The sequence below is a fragment of the Psychrobacter sp. CAL346-MNA-CIBAN-0220 genome (genome assembly GCF_040309805.1).
In the GTDB taxonomy this organism is placed as follows: domain Bacteria; phylum Pseudomonadota; class Gammaproteobacteria; order Pseudomonadales; family Moraxellaceae; genus Psychrobacter.
Genome location: NZ_JBEOPF010000003.1, coordinates 154,658 through 175,976 on the forward strand (window position 1 = coordinate 154,658; position 21,319 = coordinate 175,976).

The 21,319-nt window shown below is 42.2% G+C and carries 13 protein-coding genes; 7 read left to right on the forward strand and 6 right to left on the reverse strand.

What is annotated here, in order from left to right; all coding sequences use genetic code 11:
- Positions 1 to 248: 248 nt before the first annotated feature.
- Both AAEY88_RS08330 and AAEY88_RS08335 read left to right on the forward strand, forming a co-directional pair.
- Positions 249 to 1,838, forward strand: a complete 1,590-nt coding sequence (locus AAEY88_RS08330; protein WP_350561331.1) for a hypothetical protein — start codon at positions 249 to 251, stop codon at positions 1,836 to 1,838.
- Positions 1,839 to 2,447: 609 nt separating this feature from the next.
- Positions 2,448 to 4,100, forward strand: coding sequence for an OmpA family protein (locus AAEY88_RS08335; protein WP_350561333.1), 1,653 nt, complete (start codon positions 2,448 to 2,450; stop codon positions 4,098 to 4,100).
- Between the two features lie 179 nt (positions 4,101 to 4,279).
- Here the strand turns inward: AAEY88_RS08335 and nagZ are convergent, their stop codons facing one another.
- A complete protein-coding gene (gene nagZ, locus AAEY88_RS08340; RefSeq protein ID WP_350561335.1) occupies positions 4,280 to 5,368 on the reverse strand; it encodes a beta-N-acetylhexosaminidase in 1,089 nt (362 codons plus the stop codon).
- Between the two features lie 554 nt (positions 5,369 to 5,922).
- Between nagZ and AAEY88_RS08345 the strand changes: the two genes are divergently transcribed.
- Positions 5,923 to 8,133: a carboxy terminal-processing peptidase gene (locus tag AAEY88_RS08345; RefSeq protein WP_350561578.1), complete on the forward strand. Its 2,211-nt coding sequence runs from the start codon at positions 5,923 to 5,925 to the stop codon at positions 8,131 to 8,133.
- Positions 8,134 to 8,612: 479 nt separating this feature from the next.
- Here the strand turns inward: AAEY88_RS08345 and AAEY88_RS08350 are convergent, their stop codons facing one another.
- On the reverse strand, positions 8,613 to 9,098 hold the full coding sequence (locus AAEY88_RS08350) for a peptidylprolyl isomerase (protein ID WP_350561337.1): 486 nt from the start codon (positions 9,096 to 9,098) through the stop codon (positions 8,613 to 8,615).
- A 471-nt stretch (positions 9,099 to 9,569) separates the two neighbouring features.
- Here AAEY88_RS08350 and AAEY88_RS08355 point away from each other — a divergent pair, with 471 nt between their 5' ends.
- On the forward strand, positions 9,570 to 11,570 hold the full coding sequence (locus AAEY88_RS08355; RefSeq protein WP_350561339.1) for a PDZ domain-containing protein: 2,001 nt from the start codon (positions 9,570 to 9,572) through the stop codon (positions 11,568 to 11,570).
- A gap of 189 nt (positions 11,571 to 11,759) precedes the next feature.
- Here the strand turns inward: AAEY88_RS08355 and AAEY88_RS08360 are convergent, their stop codons facing one another.
- A complete protein-coding gene (locus AAEY88_RS08360) occupies positions 11,760 to 12,581 on the reverse strand; it encodes a DUF305 domain-containing protein (protein WP_350561341.1) in 822 nt (273 codons plus the stop codon).
- Positions 12,582 to 12,813: 232 nt separating this feature from the next.
- Entirely contained in the window at positions 12,814 to 13,440 is a 627-nt protein-coding gene (locus AAEY88_RS08365; RefSeq protein ID WP_350561343.1) for a pseudouridine synthase, read from the reverse strand.
- Between the two features lie 568 nt (positions 13,441 to 14,008).
- Here AAEY88_RS08365 and icd point away from each other — a divergent pair.
- Positions 14,009 to 15,268, forward strand: coding sequence for an NADP-dependent isocitrate dehydrogenase (gene icd, locus AAEY88_RS08370; protein WP_350561345.1), 1,260 nt, complete (start codon positions 14,009 to 14,011; stop codon positions 15,266 to 15,268).
- Positions 15,269 to 15,484: 216 nt separating this feature from the next.
- Here icd and AAEY88_RS08375 read toward each other — a convergent pair whose 3' ends face one another.
- Entirely contained in the window at positions 15,485 to 17,704 is a 2,220-nt protein-coding gene (locus AAEY88_RS08375; RefSeq protein ID WP_350561347.1) for an NADP-dependent isocitrate dehydrogenase, read from the reverse strand.
- 603 nt (positions 17,705 to 18,307) lie between these two features.
- Positions 18,308 to 19,153, reverse strand: coding sequence for a hypothetical protein (locus AAEY88_RS08380; protein ID WP_350561349.1), 846 nt, complete (start codon positions 19,151 to 19,153; stop codon positions 18,308 to 18,310).
- A gap of 214 nt (positions 19,154 to 19,367) precedes the next feature.
- Here AAEY88_RS08380 and AAEY88_RS08385 point away from each other — a divergent pair, with 214 nt between their 5' ends.
- Positions 19,368 to 20,681 (forward strand): peptidogalycan biosysnthesis protein, encoded by a 1,314-nt coding sequence (locus AAEY88_RS08385; protein ID WP_350561580.1) that lies wholly within the window; start codon positions 19,368 to 19,370, stop codon positions 20,679 to 20,681.
- 37 nt (positions 20,682 to 20,718) lie between these two features.
- The gene (locus AAEY88_RS08390) at positions 20,719 to 21,228 is read left to right on the forward strand and encodes a chorismate lyase (protein ID WP_350561351.1); all 510 of its coding nucleotides are present in this window, start codon (positions 20,719 to 20,721) and stop codon (positions 21,226 to 21,228) included.
- Positions 21,229 to 21,319 lie beyond the last annotated feature (91 nt).

The following is a 21,319-nucleotide window of genomic DNA, read 5'->3' on the forward strand; positions in this document are numbered from 1 at the left end:
TAACTAAACCCAGGTAAATTCGCTACGGCGTCAGGCTTGCTTGATATATTAACGAGCTATTTGGGATAACTTTTCTTGCTGTCATTTCTATAACTTACCGATTCTAAAGTCATTAATATATAGTTTTATTTATTGATATACGGATAATTTTTGACAGTAGCGTTGCTTGTCATTGAGCGTGTCTTATAATAGTGACTATATGATATTTTTATCTGACTCAAAACTAACATCGGCGAAAGTAAGATCTTATGAGTATTATTGAACAGTTGGAAAAAACAGTTACCTCAGCTGTATTAGACGACAATGATAGTGTGGCACATATCAGCTTACTTGAGCAGTTCTATGCAGTTTTAATCGCACGTCTAGCGCTGCCGCAAGTCTACTCGCAATTGCTGCGTACAGATCGAAGCATAGCTGCTGAGAACATAGCAGAAAGTCCACTATTTGAGCAGTTGTGGCAAGATATAAATATACGCCAGATAATTATTCAAGAACTGGCGGCAACCCATCATATTGACGAAGTAGCCACCACACAATTATTAATGGATGTAGCGCCACTGGTATATCGTCAGCTTAAAGCACTTGCCAATGGGCAGCTTTTGACCACATTTTTACAAGGTCAGGAGCTGGTAATACGTCAATATTTGCCAGCGTGGTCAGCGCCCGTTATTGATTATCGATTCGTTGACCACCAAGCGGTTGATAACCTACCAATAAGTGACCAAAGCACAGCCACGACCAGCATCGTGCCAGCCCTGATTGGTTTAGAGCCAATTACGACTGCTGATACAGGTAATTTAGAAGATGTAGATAGCGTAGCTAAAGGTACCGATACTGTTGTTGATGGACCCGCTACCAATGCCGATGCTATCCATGCCAATTTATCTGCTTATCATTTATCAGAGGGAAAATTAAAGAATAGAGAAAAAGTAAAGGCTCGTAACCAAAGAGTCGATGTGTGGGTTGGTCTGCTGTTATTGATAGTTGCGCTCACTGCAATTGTACTGGTATGGGCACTTGTCATAAAGCCTGATAACATACCCCCAATAAAGTCTATGGCTACCGTCCCTGTGGTGACACCGCCTACGACTGAGCTACCACTACCGATATTGACCTCGGTCGAACTTATCATTGGCGTGGACGATAGTGGCAGTCTCTACACTTGTAGCGCTTCTGTCGGCGACGCAAGTTTGCAAGACGCACTTAAACAGGCGCTAGATATGAGCTTTGGTACTCAGGCGCAGATTTGTGATCTGGTTATACAAGAAGGGGTAGCCCGTAGTATTCCTAATATTAATATAAAAATGTTACCTACTATATTAACCCTATTAAAATCTGCTCCATTTGCGCGCCTGCATTTGCAAAATGACAGCATTATTTTAGCAGCACCTGATGACATGATTCTTCAACGCTTGCTCACTGACATACGTACTTTAGTACCGGCAATCGTTGTTAGTAGCGTCGCGCCTATACAATTGCCTAATGATACGACTAACAGCCTAAATGCGAACAAGATGCCTGCTATTACTGGTTTGAATAATGAGCTTGAAGCGAACCCAAACCGTGCAGCCTCAAACAAGCAATATAATAATGCGAACGTGAATACCAATAACGAAGCAGATTATCAAGCGTCAGATGATGATACCGGTGACAGTGTTACGCCTAGGTCGTCGCTACGCAACTATGGCCAAAACAGTACTATGACTAGGGATGCTCCTAGCGCTCGGGCAGGTACTATGTCACTATCTGAAGTAGAGGATTTGGCTAGTAACGTTATTGTTGCGGAGCCAGCACAGGGCGGCCGTCCCGTTGATAGAAATATTACCTCTAACAGGTAAAGCGAATGAATGAACCAATCTATAAACGTAAAAGTACTCTCATATTATAGCCTTATGCTTTTCACTATAGGCCGTTATCTTAATCTAAGCCTTTCGTATACTCTAAGTTTGTACGACAAAGTTTATATCTAGAGAGATAAACTTATTCCGTTATTTCAAGTATTAAACAGCTTTTTTTCAGCTGTTTAGTCTCTCTTAGTTGCTATTTATCCGTTTTGTTTATACGGTTAGTTATGCCTGTGTAAGTGATTCGTACTATATTGCTATTGTAGTTACGTGCTACAACTGAAACATTACCTAAAATATCATTTAAACAACAACGCATTTATTGTGAGAGCTCATCTAACCCTCCTATAATAACTTCAGTTTAATAAATTAATAAGTAACGTTAATCAAGAAAATATGAGTCAAGTGCCTCTATATTAATTAACTCTACATTAAGTCACGGCAAGACTTACAGGTTTGAACCTTTATAAGCTAACTTACTACCTTGATTTATTTATAATCAATTTTTTAACTTAATCATTTACAGGTTAATTGTTTATTATTAGATGCCAAACATCGAAAAATTCAAATAATATAAGCAATAATCAATGGAGGAAATCTATTATGGATATTATTAGTCACTTAACGAAGACGGTCAGCCCAGCAGTACTTGGTGATGATCATAGCCCTGCTAAAAAGAATCTTCTTGAACAGTTTTACGCTATTTTTGCTGCAAGTTTAGCGGATAAAGATACCTATGGACGTTTTGAGAACGAGAATATAGCGCGTGATGATCAAGGGTTTTACGACCGAGTATGGACTGATGGCTCGAACCGTGATCGTATATCGCGTGAGCTTGCTGGCGCCCATAATGTGGATGCAACCGCCTCTCGTGGTCTAGTTGCTATGTCGGCTCCGCTTGCCTATCATGAAATTAAGAGCTTGGCAGGAACGACACCGGTACCGCAGTTCCTAAATGACAACCTTGCCAGTTATCAGCACCATATTCCTGCATGGGCAAGTGCTGTGATCCCTGCCGGAATGGTAGCTGCTGGCCCTGCTGGCGAACGTATTTCCGACACCACGAGCATGGCTCCACTACAGCATGAAGAAGAAAAATCTGGCAGCTTTATGAAAGCGCTATTACCTATTATTGGTCTTATTATCCTAGGCGCATTAGCTTGGGCGCTACTCAGAGGCTGCCAAGAGAACCCTGAGCCGGTCGCAACCCCAGTAATAACAGAACAAGTAGCTGAGGGCGATGGCCAAATGGCTGTAGCTGCTGACGTTGAGCCAGCTTCCTTACGTATCGCTACCGGCGAAGCCAATACCTTATATGCCTGCCGCATGAATGTCGGCGATGAAGCGCTACAAATGACTATCATGAATGCGATGAGCACTACCTTTGGTGATGAAGCCAATAAATGTCGTGCAGATATCGATGATGGTTTCGCTACTGATATGCCAGCTGCCGCCCAACTTGCTTCTTTACTACCGATCATCAAAAGCGTACCGAACGCTAGTATGATTATTAAAGGTGATGAAATCGTCGTCAACGCTTCTGATGCCAATGTCCTTGATAAACTAGTCGCTGATTTACAAGCTGCTGCGCCAGCAATGATGGTAAAAGCAGAAGGCCCTTTAGACTTACAAGGTGAGATTGATAATAGCTTAGTTGCCGCCGATGCTGCTATTAATAAGCTTGGTGAAAACCCAGACCCACATGATGTTGCCCGTGCACTAAGCCTTCAAGTGGTTAATTTTGAAGTAGATGAAGCGGTTATCCCCGATGTGAACAAAGCAGTATTAGACCGGGCTGTTGAGATTATGGAACAAGTGCCGGATATGAAACTGATGATAATCGGCCATACGGATAAAACCGCTACTGCTGAATACAACATGAAGTTGTCACAAGAACGTGCCCAATCAATGAAAGATTATATGGTTTCACAAGGTGCGGATCCTAGCAAGCTAATGACCAAAGGTATGGGCGAGACTGATCCTATCGCTGACAATTCAACGGAACAAGGTCGTTTCCGTAACCGCCGTATTGAGTTCACTGTATATGACGAATCTGCTCTGAATAATGATACGGGCATAAGTAATAATGCAATGGATGCAGGTTCGAATCCTTTGGATAGCAATACCGCCAATACCGCAACAGGTGGTGTCCTAGACCCAGACTTAAACCCATTAGACAGCAACAATGATGATTTACTACCAGATAGTGATGATCCAAGTCGTGGTACAGCACTCGACCCACAAGCTAACAATTAATAAACCAGCTTATTATTACTAAGTATAAACATTTAAGTCAGTTCAGTTGCCATTACAGTAATATTAAACAGCAAAAAAACCGCATCTTTTATAAGGTGCGGTTTTTTATTCAGGTTATTTAGTACTGAATAACCGAAGTCCATGAGTGTCGATGACTCTATATATGGCCTTATAAGTGCTTATGCTTTATAAGCAGTAGGGTCGTCTAAGAGGGGATTGTCGTTAGATGAATGCCCCTCAGATGGCAGGTCAAAAAATGTCTGCAATATATTTTGTTTGGCTTGTTGCCAATGTTCAAACTGCTGGCAAGTGGCCTCAAGATCACCTTGCCATAGAGGTATCTGCCCGCACATGGTTTTAATACGCTTTTGATTGGGGTAGGGCAAATCCTGCGCCGCCTCAGCGGCTTCGTGTGCTGCGACTCGATCATTACATACCAATGCGATATCACAACCTGCCTCAATAGCTGCCTGGACGCGTGCGCTGACATCACCCGCTGCTTGCGCCGCTGCCATAGATAAGTCATCAGAGAACAGTACTCCATCAAACTTCAGCTGCTTACGAATAATATCTTTGAGCCAAATTTTAGAAAATCCTGCCGGTTTATTATCAACTTGCGAGAATATCACGTGCGCCGGCATTAATGCGTCGAGCCACGGTAAGGTCTGAGTAAAGGGTTGCATGTCACTTGCCATTATCTGATCAAAACTACGCGTATCGATCGCTTCTGCTAGGTGTGAGTCAGGGGCGACAGCACCATGTCCGGGAAAATGTTTACCTGTGGTTGCCATGCCTGCAGCTTTCATCCCGCGCATAAACTGAGTAGCCAAAGCGACGATCACCTGCGGGTCTTCATGAAAGCTACGATCGCCGATCACTTGGCTGATACCATCACGATCGAGTACGGGCGCAAAGCTGAGATCAATTCCTACCGCTAACACTTCAGCTGCCATCAGATAACCACAGTCATAAGCGCAGCTAAGAGCACGGCTGGGATCTTGATCAAATAAATCACCAAGTTTTCCCATTGCTGGTAAGGAGGTAAACCCTTCACGTAATCGTGCCACTCGGCCACCTTCCTGATCAACGCCGATTAAAATGTCAAGGTTATGGTAGCGAATATCATCGCATAGCGCGCGGACTTGCGCCGCATCTACCACGTTACGTGCAAATAATATCACCCCGCCGACTTGGGCTTGTTTGATTAAACTCACATCTTCAGCGGTCAGCGCTGTATTATCAATATCAATCATTAATACGCCATACATTGCATGATCCTTATAGTGTTATACACTGTTAGCTTGCGTGCTCTTTTTTAAACTAAGATAATAGACAAAATCAGTCGATCTGCTCGACTACACTCTCATTATGCCAGCTATTGGTCATTAGGCATAACTTGGTGGATGCATCAGTAACTATGTCCACTAATGATATGAGACTAATTAATTGGTTGCCTCTTAAGAACAATATAGAACATTATAAGCGCATAAGAAATATAACAGAAAGTTTGGTATGTATCAGTGTAGCGTGTAAGATTGCTTATACAGTTGGAGACAGTTCAGCCTTTATACCCATGCTAATATTGATTGCTTTTTTGACGGCAGGCAATTAGTAATAAAAATAATGTTGAAACCGATAAGAAATGAGTTATAAAGAACTTAATATGTAACGATAAAGCAAAGGTAAGTAGGGTGCGTTTATTTGCTTTTGGTGCTAGCTTAACTAAAGCATAATAGTAAAGATATTCTCATCACAACAAATTATATTTCAGGTATTTTTTACTTAAGACCATAAATTAAACCAAGACAACTAGGTATATATGATGAAAAAACAACCAGCACAGTGGTTACTCAGTGCAGCGTCAGTGGGCATCGCTGGTCTTATTCTTACCCAAAGCTATGGCACTGCGGTCGCAAACACCGAAACAGAAGGCTTTGTACAGACGCCTGAACAAAAAACCACTACCCGTCAAGTAGCCGCATTACTTGATCGCAGTCACTATCTTAACCAGCCTCTCGATAGTGACATGGGCAGTAAAATTCTGTCTATGTATATTGATAGCCTTGACCCTAATCACACCTTGTTTCTGCAATCTGATGTCGATGAATTTAAGAAAAAGTACGGTAGCGAGTTCGGTAGCCGTCTTAAGCGCGGTGACTTATCTGCAGGAGTAGAGGTTTTTGAGCGCTATCGTAAGCGCTCAAATGAGTATTTTGAGATGGCAACAAAGATGCTCAAGACTGATATCGATTTGACCGGTAGTGAGACCATAGTTCTGGACCGTGAAAAACTTCCTCACTTTAAGACTAAAAAAGCCCAGCGCGACTATTGGGCACGCCAGCTTAAGTTTCAGCTGATGAGTATCACTTTAGGTCAAGAAGATGAAAAGGCCAAAGAAAAAGTGTTTTTGAACAATCCAGATATTACTCGCGGACAAGATCTAGCACGCAATGATGAGCGCACCCCCAGTGAGATTCTGCTCAATCGCTTATCAAGGCAGCAAGAGCAGTTTAAACGTCTTAAAGATGATGAAATTATGGAGACGGTATTAAATACCGCTATGCTCACTTATGATCCGCACAGTAACTACTATGCGCCTGTCCAAGCAACAGAGTTACAGATTCAATCGAGTTTACAACTAGAAGGTATTGGCGTCTCTATCCGCCCTGATCGTAAAAATCCAGACTATACTCGTATTGTGACGTTAGTAGATGGCGGACCAGCGGCAAAAACAGGACAGATCAAGCCTAATGACTTAATTGTTGGTATTGCCAAAGATGGAAAAACCATGACCGATGTGGTTGGCTGGTCAACGCGTGAGATCGTCAGTATGATTCGCGGTAAGCGTGGCACTTCGGTGACCCTAAAGTTACGTCAGCCCAACACCCCTGAAGCGAGCGCTCGTACGATAACTGTGGTGCGTGATATTATCGAGCAAGAAGAGTCAGGCGTCACTCAGCGGGTGGTAGAGATACAGCGCCCTAATATTGATGCTACCCCAAAACGTATAGGTGTGCTTGAGATACCGAGCTTTTATTTGAACTATCGCGCGCGCCGTAATGGTGAAGAATATCGTAGCGTCAGTATTGATACTGAGCAGGCAATCAAAGCGTTGAATAAAGAAAATATCGACGGCCTAGTGATTGATTTACGTAATAATCCTGGGGGCTCATTAGATGAAGTAGCCAGAATGCTGGGTTTATTTATAAAAAGTGGTCCACTGGTACAAATTCGCGATAATCGCGGTAATATTCAAGTCTATCGCGATGATGATGGTGGCAAGCAGCTATACGACGGCAAGATAGTTGTCATAACCAATCTAGCTTCAGCATCTGCCAGTGAGATATTTGCCGCTGCTATTCAAGATTATGGACGCGGTCTGGTGGTCGGTAGTACCACCACTGGTAAAGGCTCTGCACAAATTCAACTGGACAATTTAGCTTTGGGTTCTGCAACCTTAACTCAGCGTAAATTTTATCGTATCACGGGCGGCAGTACTCAAAACAAAGGGGTTGTCCCTGATGTGGAGCTGGTCAATATCTATGATGATGCCACCTTTGGTGAGCGCGCGCAGAAAAATGCCTTACCTTGGGATACCATTAAAACTGCGCCCTATAAGCCTGAAGCTAAGTTTAGTGCCAATACTCTAGCCACGTTAAACCAGCAATCTACCATTCGCCAACAGCAAAACCCACAATTTGTCTACTTATCGACGCTGAATGAGATTCGAGATATGGACGATGGGAAAAAACCAATTAACCTTGATATTAATAGTCGCCGCGCCAAGATGAAGCTAATCGAGCAAAGCTCATTAGCAGCCGAGAATAAACGTCTAATAGCGAGCGGAGAGCGTCCTTATGGCAACTGGAATATCTATCAGGCAGCAATGGATGCCAAGTTTGAAGAGCGCAGCCAAATGAAAGTTAATGAGCGCACAGAGCTACCAGAAGATGAGGCTTTTATCAATGAAGCGGCTTACTTAATGCTTAGCGCTGATCCAAAAGTCACCATAAGCCCTGAAGAAAAATTGTAGTTTATAAGTAGCAAGAAAAACTACGTAAGCATATGCTTACAGGTAATGACGTTCTAACCTCTTACCAAAAGCCGTGCAATCTGCGATTATAAACTCATGGCACGGTTGAATGATACTAGGGATTGGTATTTAAAGATTGGGTCAGGGATGACTTGCTGATTACGGATGATAAGGCTGGATGCCTGTCAGTGACCACTTACCTCGGGATTAGGTCGGTGGTTACGTTAACAAGGATGTTAGTAATAGAAACCGTATGGTGCTTGTCACTATACGGTTTTATTGCGTTTGGTAGATCTTAATTTTATGCAGTGAAAAATTTATAGTGCCGACTTTTAAATATTACAAACTTGTTTTATATGCATAAATTTATCACATAAAAAAAGCCAGTAGACATTGCTACTGGCTTTTTTGTTTTAGACGACAAAATTAATCAAATTAACTCATAGTCTAAATATTTTCCATCATACATTTATACCAGATTAGTGCTCAACGCCGCCTGCACCATGGACATGGCCATGAGTAAGTTCTTCTTCAGTAGCGGCACGTACTTCTTGGATTTCAACATCAAAAGTCAAACGCTTACCAGCTAGCGGATGGTTGGCATCAACAATTACTTCGTCATCATTGACATCAGTAACAGTAACTAACATTACTTGGCCGCCAGCTTCTGACTGAAACTGCATACCAGGCTGAATATCGTCAACGCCTTGGAAGTTGTCACGTGGTACATGTTGTACTGCTTGTTCTTGATATTCGCCGTAGCCATCAGTAGGCTCAACAACAGCGTTTACTTTTTCGCCAGCAGATTTGCCTTCTAATTGCTGCTCAAGACCAGGAATGATGTTGCTGTGGCCATGTAAATAGGCAAGTGGTTGACCTTCTGGAGATTGGTCAAGGACGTTGCCTTCGTCGTCTTTTAGAATGTAGTTAAATTTGACGGCGGTGTCTTTTACGATAGTAGTCATAGATTATCCTAAATATATTTATATAAAAATTAAATACGGTTGTAATAAACCTAAAAAAGCCAATCAACCAGCTAAAAAGCCACGTCATCAGTTTATTATCGTCAGTTTATTCGAGTAACTTTAACAGTTAGCATCTTTAATTGAGATGGCAGTAATAACTTTCAAGGTAAATAGCATAAAAAAGCTTAATTAGTGCCAATTAGCTTTAATTTGGTTCAATTTTGACTCATATTGGATAAAAGTAGTCGGAATAACCATGATTTGAATAGGAATAGCGCTAAAATAAATATAGAAAATATCAAGTTAAATTCGATTTATTCCATAAAAAACGATGTCTATGCGCAGCTGATGCCACGTCCATTAAAAGCGCATGAAAAACTCATGATGAGTTATAACCCTTTAGCGCTTAGCAGTTGCGTTTTTAACGTAGGACTTTTAACATGACTATAAACATAATGATAAGTATTGACTATGACTGACCTTACTCGTTTTTCTGACAACCCTATAGAGAATTCAAATACTAAGACTACTGCCGCTATCAATTATCGGCTTGATTTTGCGCGCTTTCATGAGCATCTGGTTGATGTCTCGTTAACTTTTACGGCCAGTACAGATGCGCCGCAGCTTTGGCTACCGGCGTGGATTCCAGGCAGTTATTTGATGCGCGAATTTGCCCGCCATATTACTGCGGTGCATTATCAGCTAGACGACCAGCAGAGAGTAGATGAAAATAAAGCGTCTAGCCACGACCATCAGGCGACTCATCATCACACAAATAAGTATCGCGCCCAAAAGATCGATAAACACACCTGGCAGCTGCCACAAGTTGAGGCAGGGCAGACGCTAAGCGTGCATTATGAAGTCTACTGCTATGACTTGTCGGTACGTACTGCTTATGTTGATCAGCAGCGTTTATACGGTAACTTTACCTCGTTGGCATTAGCAGTTGAGGGGCAGGAGCAGTCGTCAGTACAAGTAAGTTTGCTAGTGCCAGCAGCGTTTCTAGGGGATAAAAAGGAAAGTGATATCACTTTGGCATGCGGCCTTGATGCCACTCATTTATACAGCGACAGTCAACATGCCTACGGGCTGCAAGCAGACAGTTATTACCAGCTACTTGACCATCCGTTTGAGATTGCTGTGCAAGATAAGTTTAGTTTTATCATTCACGATGAGCAGCACCAGACCTTAAGCCATCGTTTTTTTATTTCCGGTAAGCATAGCGCCAATATAGGACGACTACAGCAGGATATCACCCAAATTTGCCAAACTTATCTGAATTGGCTAGGAGACGCGCCGTTTAGCGATTATACCTTTATGACTTATGCCAGTGGTCAAGACTATGGTGGTCTTGAGCATATTAATTCTACCAGCTTAATCACTCCGCGTAGCGATTTACCACGTGCTGATGAGCCTGAGATGCCAGATGCTGCTTATCAACGTTTCCTAGGACTTTGTAGCCACGAATATTTTCATGCATGGTGGGTTAAAACGGTGCGTCCCGATGTCATGCTAGAGGTTGATTTGCGTAAAGAAGCCTTTACCCCGCTGCTGTGGGTATTTGAAGGTTTTACCTCTTATATTGATGACTTTATGTTGCAGGCATCTGGTGTGATTGATAAACCAAGCTATCTGACCTTATTAGCTGAGCAGATTAATCGCTATTATCAAACGCATGGCCGTGCGCACCAAAGTGTCGCTGAGTCGAGTTTTGATGCCTGGATTAAACTTTATCGTAGCGATGAAAATACCGGTAATGCTGGTATCAGTTATTACAATAAAGGCGCACTAGTAGCGCTGTGCTTGGATTTAACATTATTGCAAAAGAGCAAAGGCCGCTATCGCTTGTTCGATGTGGTCAAAGCGTTTTATGCCCAAGCCAAGCAGCAAGACAGTCAGCGTATTGGGATCAGTAGTGCCGATATGGGCACGGTCATTGGGCAGTTTATACCAAAAGCAGATTGGGAGGATTTTGAGTACCGCTATGTTAATGGCATAGAAGAATTACCGATTGAAAAGCTGTTAACCGCGAACGGTATTAATATTCATACTGATAACAAAGAAACTGCTGCTAAAAATATCCCTTGGGGCATGCGCTGTAGTGAAACGCCAGCCGGACTTAGTGTTAATCGGGTTCAACGCGGTAGCTTGGCTGCTAAAGCCGGTATTTCTGCCCACGATATCATTATCGCGCTTGATGGTATCAAAGCCAGTACCAAGCAGCTGGCTACTGTAAGCAGAGCCCAGCATGACATTAACTGTCATCTATTTCGTCGTGATGAGCTCATATCTGTCACAGTAGTACCTAAGATAAAAGAGGATAGCGCTGATAAAAAACAAGACAAGGAGAGTAAGTCATCTCCTTATAAGGTTAATTTAAGCTTAGCACGAATTAATAATCGAGTAGAAAATGAAGCGAGTACGGTGACTCCGGCATGGCAAACTTGGCTTGAAGGAATAACACGTTCTTAATATCAAACTCGCACCCTGAGCCTAGGACCAAACTGTAGAGAATAAATAATATTTTTTACAATCCTGTCAGCAGTAGACTAACATTAAACCCTTGCTAAACAATCTGTCTAACAAGGGTTTGATGTTAGTCGCTATTAAGCTTTTTTTTGTATAAACAATAGGGTGAATAATAATGACGGGTAACAACATTTAGGCAGCCGCTTTTTTAGCGTCAGCCTCTTCTTGTTTATCCTTTTCATCCTGAATAAGTTCATCATCGGTATCATAAATTGCAATCCAGTCTTGCATAAATTCAATCTCAGGTTGCTGAGCGTCGATAATTTCTTGTGCCAACTTGCGCATCTCTTTATCTTTACCATATTTCAGCTGCACCATGGCCATATCTACGGCGCCTACATGATGGGGTAGCATACCGCGAACAAACGCCATATCCGGTACTGGGTCTGCGATACCAAGCATCATCTCTCCATGCATTTCATCCATGCCGTCGGTATACGCTTGCTGCATAGCTTGGGTTTCAGGCTTGGGTTTTGGGGCATCAGGATGGCTAGCAAGCCACTTATTCATGGTATTAATCTCTAACTGCTGCGAGTCGATAACTTTTTGTGCCAGCTTACGCATGCTAGCGTCAGTGCCGTATCTTAGTTCAATACTAGCCATATCTATTGCACCGCGATGATGTCCGAGCATACTTTTAGCAAACGCCACATCTGGATCATTATAGTTCATACCAACCATCATTTCATCATGCATTCTAGTCATCGATTTGGTGTAATCTTTGAGAATATCCGTCATTTGTGGGTCATCACTATCCATCATCTCATCACCTGTCATATCATGACCAACATGAACATCTGTCCCTGTTTCTGTCTCAGGCACCGCAACTGGTGGCGGCATAACTTCTTTTATTGGTGTTGCATCGGTATCGTCAGTGGCAGGCTGACAAGCGCTAAGCGAGAGTGCTGCGGATACACTGGCGGCGAGAAGGGCAAAACGATAAGAGATGAGCATGATATATCCTTAACTTAAACGGGCTAAATAGTAGGTCAATAAAACCCATCACACGTACATAATAAGGTATTGAATTTTAACAGATAAATCTTACCCGTTCGAGTCCCAGCGTTTAAAACTTCGTAACGGTTTTGACGGCATACATTTAATGGTACTAGTATAGATATAGGCGTTCAGATCTAGAAGTTTCGATTTGAGCATTGACTGATTTGAATACTAAAATATAAAGCTACTAATCAGCAATACCCAACTGCCAGCAGCGTTCGGTATTGAGATGAATGCGTACAAATTCACCAACTCCCAGTGAACCCAGCTCGAACCCTGCAACCGACCAGCGAATCAAACGCAAACAAGGCAGACCGACATGCGCAGCCATACGCCGAACTTGGCGGTTTTTACCTTCATAAATAGTGAGAATCAGCCATGAGGTTGGTATATTTTTACGCTCACGAATAGGGGGATTGCGTTGCCATAATGCGATAGGTAAGTCTGACTCTGCAATCAGCACCGCAGTGGCTGGTAAGGTTTTGCCGTCTTTTAACATCACACCAGCCGCCAGTTCTGCTAATTGTGTCGGTGTTGCTAGCCCCTCAACTTGTACCAAATACGTCTTACCTTGTTTATGGTTATTTTGCTTAAAGTTATTGGTGTGTGGCGGTTGGGTAATCGCCTTATTTACTCGTCCATCATTGGTTAGAATCAATAAACCCTCAGAGGTCGCATCAAGCCGACCAGCAACGCGCAATGATTTATCAGTGAAGTAAGGAGCAAGCGTAGTATGGGCATTACCACCATCATCACGGAACTGGCTTTGTACGCCATAAGGTTTATTAAATAAGATGAGGCTTGAAGTCGACATAGCGGTGCTATTCCTAATGTAAAACATAAATAAAGTGATAGAGTCGCGCATGATAATGCAAATTAAAGCCTAATAGCAGCAAAAGAAACAAGATTAATAATCAATATTAGTCAAGTATAAGTGTATACTGAATGATAAATCAAACCCATTGTAAGATAGTGGTATTTACAAGATTGATACTTGTATATCGCTCATAGACGAGAAAAATTATCAGCTAAGTTCTTACTTTAGTACTATATAGAAGTTGGTTTTTGAAAGTTCCTACGCTTATTAAGATTAAAAAAAATAATCAACCATTGTTAAACTTTTGCAAAAAGCACTTATTGTTTGCGTCTATTCGTTTATATATTTTGATCATATGAGCCATTAATAGTAGGCGTTATATTATTTTTAGCACTATTAATTCTTTGTTAAAACGATTGACTACACCCTCGCCAAGCAGGCCACTCGACTTTACTTTTGCTGATAAAGTAAGGGTTTACAATGCTACAAGCATAAAAAGTAGCCAGTATAATAGAGTGACAAGCATGCTTGGGATATCAAACATACTACTAAGGAGTTTTATTCCATGTCCTATGATAAGGTTATCGTACCAAGAGACGGCGAAAAAGTAACCGTAAATGCTGATTTATCGTTTAATGTCCCTAATCATCCGATTATTCCATTCATCGAAGGTGATGGTATCGGCGTAGATATTACTCCTGTCATGATTAAAGTGGTTGATGCGGCAGTAGAAAAAGCTTATAAAGGCAAAAAATCAATCATTTGGATGGAAGTATATTGTGGCGAAAAAGCCTCTAACATCTATGATGGCGCCTTTATGCCAGAAGAGACCCTTGAAATTTTACGTGACTATGTGATCAGTATCAAAGGTCCATTGACCACGCCCGTTGGTGGCGGTATGCGTTCATTAAACGTCGCATTGCGTCAAGAGCTTGACCTCTATGTTTGTCAGCGTCCCGTACGTTGGTTCGAAGGCGTACCCAGCCCAGTGCATCATCCTGAACTAACGGATATGATTATCTTTCGTGAAAACTCTGAAGATATCTATGCGGGTATTGAGTGGAAAGCAGGTACTGACGACGCGATCAAAGTAATTGACTTCTTACAAAATGAGATGGGCGTAACCAAAATTCGTTTCCCAGAAAACTGTGGTATCGGTATTAAGCCGGTATCAAAAGAAGGGTCACAGCGTCTGGTACGTAAAGCCATTCAACATGCTATCGATAATGATTTACCCAGTGTGACTCTAGTTCATAAGGGTAACATCATGAAGTACACTGAAGGCGCGTTTAAAGACTGGGGCTATGAGCTTGCAACTGAGCGTTTCGGTGCCCAATTGCTAGACGGTGGTCCTTGGATGACCATGAAGAACCCAAAAACAGGTAATGAGATCGTCATTAAAGACGTGATCGCTGATGCGTTCTTACAGCAAATCTTGATGCGTCCTGCTGATTATTCAGTCATTGCTACTCTGAACCTAAACGGCGACTATATCTCTGACGCCCTAGCGGCAGAAGTTGGTGGTATTGGTATCGCACCAGGTGCTAACAAAGGCGGCGCAATCGCTGTTTATGAAGCGACTCATGGTACAGCGCCTAAGTATGCGGGCCAGAATAAAGTAAACCCAGGTTCGCTTATTTTGTCAGCTGAGATGATGTTGCGTGATATGGGCTGGACAGAAGCTGCCGACCTCATTATCGAAGGCATTCAAGGCGCTATCAAGAATAAAACAGTCACTTATGACTTTGAGCGTTTAATGCCGGATGCTATCCTATTAAGTACTTCTGAGTTTGGTAAAGCGGTGATTAAGCACATGGATGTCTAATCGCTTTATTTATTTTATACCCTTTATTAGTTAAGAAGCCATCTGCTAAAGTAGATGGCTTCTTTATGCGGTTTTAAAACGTCTTAACAACTGCAATGTAATAAAAAACACCCCAATAGTCTTAGACTGTTGAGGTGTTTTTTGTATGGGCTTAAACAGCTTTAAAATGCAAAGTCGATTAGGCCTAATTACTTAAGTACAATGGCTTAAGAAAAATTACAACGATGCAATCGCCTCATTAAATAAGGTGCTTGGACGCATCGCTTGTTCGAGCAACGCTTCATCGGCAAAGTAGTAGCCATTGACATCGACAGGTTTGCCTTGAACGTCATTGAGTTCTTTAACAATCGCGCCTTCATTGCTGGTTAGTTTTTCGGCAAGTGGTGTAAACTGCGCTTTTAGCTCCGCATCGTCACTTTGTGCCGCCAGCTCTTGAGCCCAGTACATGGCCAGATAGAAGTGACTACCACGGTTATCTATCTCACCGGTTTTACGTGAGGGACCTTTGTTATTTAATAACAGAGTTTCTGTGGCTTTATCAAGCGTATCCGCCAAGACTTGCGCTTTAGTATTATTGTCGTTGGTTGCCAAATGCTCTAAAGAAACCGTTAAGGCTAAAAACTCACCCAGCGAATCCCAACGTAAATGGTTTTCCTCTAACAACTGTTGAACGTGCTTTGGTGCAGAACCACCGGCGCCCGTTTCAAACAAACCGCCACCTTTCATTAGCGGTACTACTGACAACATTTTAGCACTCGTTCCTAATTCTAGAATGGGGAACAAGTCGGTTAAATAGTCTCTTAGGATATTACCGGTAACAGAGATAGTATCAAGACCACGAGCGACGCGCTCTAAGGTATAACGCATGGCGCGAACCTGTGACATGATTTCAATGTGCAGGCCTTCGGTGTCATGATCTTTTAGGTAGGTTCTCACTTTTTTGATCAGCTCATTTTCGTGTGGACGGTAAGAGTCTAACCAAAAAACTACAGGCATATTTGATTCGCGCCCGCGGCGTACAGCCAATTTAACCCAATCTTGAATCGGCTCATCTTTGACCTGACACATGCGCCAAATATCGCCCTTTTCAACACGCTGCTCAAGCAATACTTCACCGGTCTCAGCGTCAACAATTCGAGCCATACCCGCATCGCTGGCTTCGAAAGTTTTATCGTGTGAGCCATATTCTTCGGCTTGCTGCGCCATTAAGCCCACATTAGGGACGGTACCCATCGTGGTTGGGTCAAAATTACCATGCCATTTACAGAAGTTAATCATTTCTTGATAGATACGCGCAAAGGTAGATTCTGGCATGACCGCTTTACAGTCATACATTTTTCCATCAGCGCCCCACATTTTACCACCTGAGCGAATCATGGCGGGCATAGAAGCATCTACAATAATGTCACTGGGTGAATGGAAGTTGGTAATACCTTTTGAAGAATCAACCATCGCAAGACGGGGACGATGTACTTGGCATGCATGTAAGTCGCGTTCAATTTCTTCACGCTTACTGGTTGGCAGCTCTGCAATTTTTTCGTACAGACTTGCCATGCCGTTATTAACGTTAATACCTAACTCGTCAAAGAAAGCACCGTGCTTCTCGAAGGCATCTTTATAATATATTTTAACCGCATGCCCAAATACGATAGGGTGAGAAACCTTCATCATGGTTGCTTTTACGTGCAACGAAAATAAAATACCGGCTTCACGGCAATCTTCCATTTCACGCTCATAAAATTCACATAGCGCTTGTTTGCTCATGAACATTAGGTCTATGACTTCTTTGTCAAGCAAAGCAATCTCTGGCTTTAAGACTTTAACAGTGCCATCTTCAGCTAAGCGTTCCATACGTACGGTACGCGCTTTGTCTAGAGTGATAGATTGCTCACCAGCATAGAAGTCGCCACTGTGCATGTGCGATACGTGCGTCTGTGACCATTGCTTCCATTCACCCATAGAATGCGGATGTTTGCGCGCAAAATTCTTAACTGCTTTTGGGGCACGGCGATCTGAGTTACCTTCACGTAAAACAGGGTTAACCGAACTGCCTAAACTCTTACCGTAGCGCTGACGAATTTCTTTTTCTTCATCCGTTTTTGGATCATCTGGAAAATTAGGTATCGCGTAGCCTTTGCCCTGCAACTCTTTAATGCACGCTTTTAACTGGGGAATAGAGGCACTGACGTTAGGTAGTTTAATAATATTGGTGTCAGGTTCTTGCGTCAGTCTACCAAGCTCAGCTAGATTGTCGGGAACGCGTTGTTCTTCTCTTAAGTAATCGGAGAATTCAGCCAACACTCGTGCTGCAACGGAGATATCCGTGGTTTCAATAGAAATTCCTGCGGTGTGAGTAAACGCTTTAACGATAGGCAAGAATGATAGAGTCGCTAGCGCTGGGGCTTCGTCAGTTTTTGTATAAATAATTTTTGACATTGTAGTAGGGCATTCCTTTTGGTTGTCGTTGATAATAAGGCTTAAATATAATTCAATGATTCAATAGTTCTATACAGCCCTTATGCAATAATGGGCTATGCGGTTACGTTAATTATCTTATGGCCAATCTTTTATAAGCAGTTTCTTATAAGTAGGCTCTTGGAGAATTTTAAGCCTACTTAGAATTTTTCTCTCGTTAACTTTGGTTAACCTTCATTCAAAAGTCACGTTGACGATTTAATCTAAACTGCCTGAAAGTGAAGTGTTGACGACGCGTTTAGTTCATTCACTATAAATCCGATACGATGACAAACACGATGTCAATCTCGCATAATGAACCAAGTATACTCTTTGCGCTCGTATCGTGCGTATCTGAATTATATTAAACTATTAAGACCCATATTCTATCAGTCATCAGCGTAAATATCATCCTTTCCATAGCATCGCTGTTTTTTAAATATAAGTAATAGGTAGATAACCTCTAAGGTTATTTTAAAAAATAAAACAACCCGTCAGTCACCTATATTCGTGTAGGAGGCTTTCTTTAAAGAGTGTTACTACACTTGATAAGGCCTATAAGCGTCTAATTTTCCTTACTCTATGCTATGAGCAACCTTCAGTGAGCCTAATGGCAGCTGGAATACCAATCTCTATCGTTTCTACATTACCTTGTAGCTGTGCAAGTTGACTGGGTGTCCATTTATCTAACTCAATATCTGTATCACTAGCAGTATTAATAACTTTTTTGCCGTTTACTATATTGTATTTAATTTGCAGAGGCAGATCGTTCACTGTGCTCACTTGATTGGTGCTATTGGTAGTAGCGCGCTCGTCTGTAATATCATGAATGAGATGGTAGTAGTTACCTGATTGATCATATTTATCGACTTCATAAACCAAATTGTTATTATGAGTCGTCATGACTTCATCAACTGAATCACCTACACTAATGTCTACATAAAATAACGTTGTGGGATCCTGAATGACTATTGACGCTACCTTATCATCTATAATTTGATATAACACCGAGGCACGTTCTCCATACTCTCTATCAATATAGCTTAGTTTTGGATTACTCACGTAATAGCATTGCTCATTATAATTGTCTCCCCTAGACAGTCCCCGATTCGCCAAAATTTTAGGGGTTATAATCTGTCCAAAGCTAAGTTCTGCATAGCCTAAAGGACTAACAGCTTGCTGATTGGTTGTCGTTAATGGCTCACTGTTGGCCTCAGTAGTGGCAGTTTCGACTGCTACCGTATCAATTGGTACGGTAGCACTCTCAGCAACAGCGTTGCCTGAGTGCTCGGTTTGTGCTGGTGCAGTATTATCAGCTGTCTTATTTTGAGAGTCGCAGCCTGTTAGCAGTAATATACTGCTGATAATAACAGTAGACCCTAATGCTGATTTGATGGTCGAAAAAGCGAGTGTATGATGAAAAGGTAGCATAGCAGTGCTCCTAAATTTAATAAGTCTATCATCAAGATATACAGTAATGACGATTAAGACTAATAAGTGTTTGATATACGGTTAACCAACAGCTAAATGTGCCTGGTTATAAATTAAAAATATAGATGATTTTTGCAAATTGTGACAGCAACCTATTAAAAATTTGCTAGGCTAGATTACCAATAAAAATATCACGATAACGAGTAATATGAGTATGAGTTTACAGTATGCTTTAGTTAGCGATATGAGCTGGCAGAAACGCGCCGAGTGGCAGACCCCTGATACCCCTTTTATGTCGTTTGCCTTTTGGCAAGCATTGAGTGACACTGGTGCCATTGGCGAGCGGGCAGGCTGGTTGCCTATTTTCGTATTGGTTTACCGCCAAAACGAGGTAGATACCGAGATGCAGCCGATTGCGGTGATGCCTGTGTTCGTAAAAGGCCATCACCAAGGTGAGTTTGTTTTTGATCATTCGTGGGCAGAAGCTTATGCACGCTATGGCATTGATTATTATCCACGGCTGGTGACTAGCTCGCCTTATACGCCGATTACGGGTCAACGTTTGTGGCTGACAGTTGGTGAACAACTGAGTGCTGAGATTATTAATACAGCCATAGCTGGGGTAGACGATATTGCCCAGCAAGTAGGCGCATCAAGCTGGCACGCACTGTTTGTTACGCCTGAATTAGCAAACCTTACAGCATCTATAGCTGATGACATAGATAAAGCTATTGAAAACAGCATGGTTGAATTGAGTAGTGATAATACAGCCAGTCATAATAGCGCTTTACTCATTTTAGAGCGTCAAGGCTGTCAATTTTTATGGCAAAATAAAAACCTAGCTGAGGGTGGGCAACCTTTTGCAGACTTTGATGATTTCTTAATGACCTTAAAGGCGAAGAAGCGTAAAACCATTCGTGCAGAGCGTAGAAAAGTTGCTATGCAAGGTATTCACTGCCAGCGCAAGTGTGGTGACGATATTACTGAGGCGGATTGGAAAGCATTTTATCATTGTTATGTGATGACTTATGCAGTACGTGGGCAACAGCCTTATTTGAGCATAGATTTCTTTATGGCATTGGCAAAAAGTATGCCTGAGCATTTGATGTTAGCACAAGCACTTGATAGTAGCGGTGAGATTATCGCCAGCAGTTTGTTCTTATATGATGTTCCTAACCAGCCTGAACCTGCTAAGGATTTACCAACGACCACACTATACGGTCGTTATTGGGGCGCGCTTGGTGAGTACGACAGTTTGCATTTTGAGCTGTGCTATTATCAAGGGCTTGAGTTTGCTATTGAGCAAGGGTTGACTTATTTTGATCCGGGTACCCAAGGGGAACATAAGCTAATTCGTGGTTTCATTCCGACTAAGACTCACTCGTTACACCGTATTTATGATCCACGCTTTGTACCGGCGATTGCTAATTTCTGTAGCGAAGATCGTATGCGTATGGCGCAATATCGTCAGCAAGCCCATGAAGCTTTGCCATTTAACGTGGATAATATGCCTGAGTTTTTGTCATAAATCTTTAACCTTAGTTTTTAATTTATAGCCGTTTACTATGTCCAATAGCTATTTTCCTCATTCAACCAATATATTACCGCCGGCTGAGCTGATACCATGGCTCAATACTGAAGGTTCTTTGACAGCAGTGTTAGAAACAAAAGCGAGGCAACCGCTACGAGTACAACGTAGTTTTGAGGGTTATCGGGTGCTGTCGTTGACTCAAAAGCGGCAATTAGGGTTACAAGGATCGGCACTTAATCGTCCAATGCTAGCATGGGTGCGAGAAGCACAATTATATGGAAACGATAAGCTACCGTGGGTATGGGCGCAAAGTATTTTTCCTCTACCCAGTTTGCAAGGACGCGCAAGGCGTCTACAGCAGTTAAAAGGTACGCCTATTGGCTATGTGCTGTTTAAGCGTCGCCGTACTCTGCCTAATAAGCGTTTTATTTGCCATACGGCCAAGGGTTGGCAACGACAAACGCGTTATGATTGGTATGGGCGCACGTTATTAATCAGTGAGACATTTTTGCCACAATTCTGTCAAAAAATGTTGGACACCTAAATATTTCATCAATAAACTAAAGTAGTTGACCAATTAGTCAGGTGTTTTATGGTGCTTTCTTATCGCTAGATTTTTGGTTAATAACTTCCAT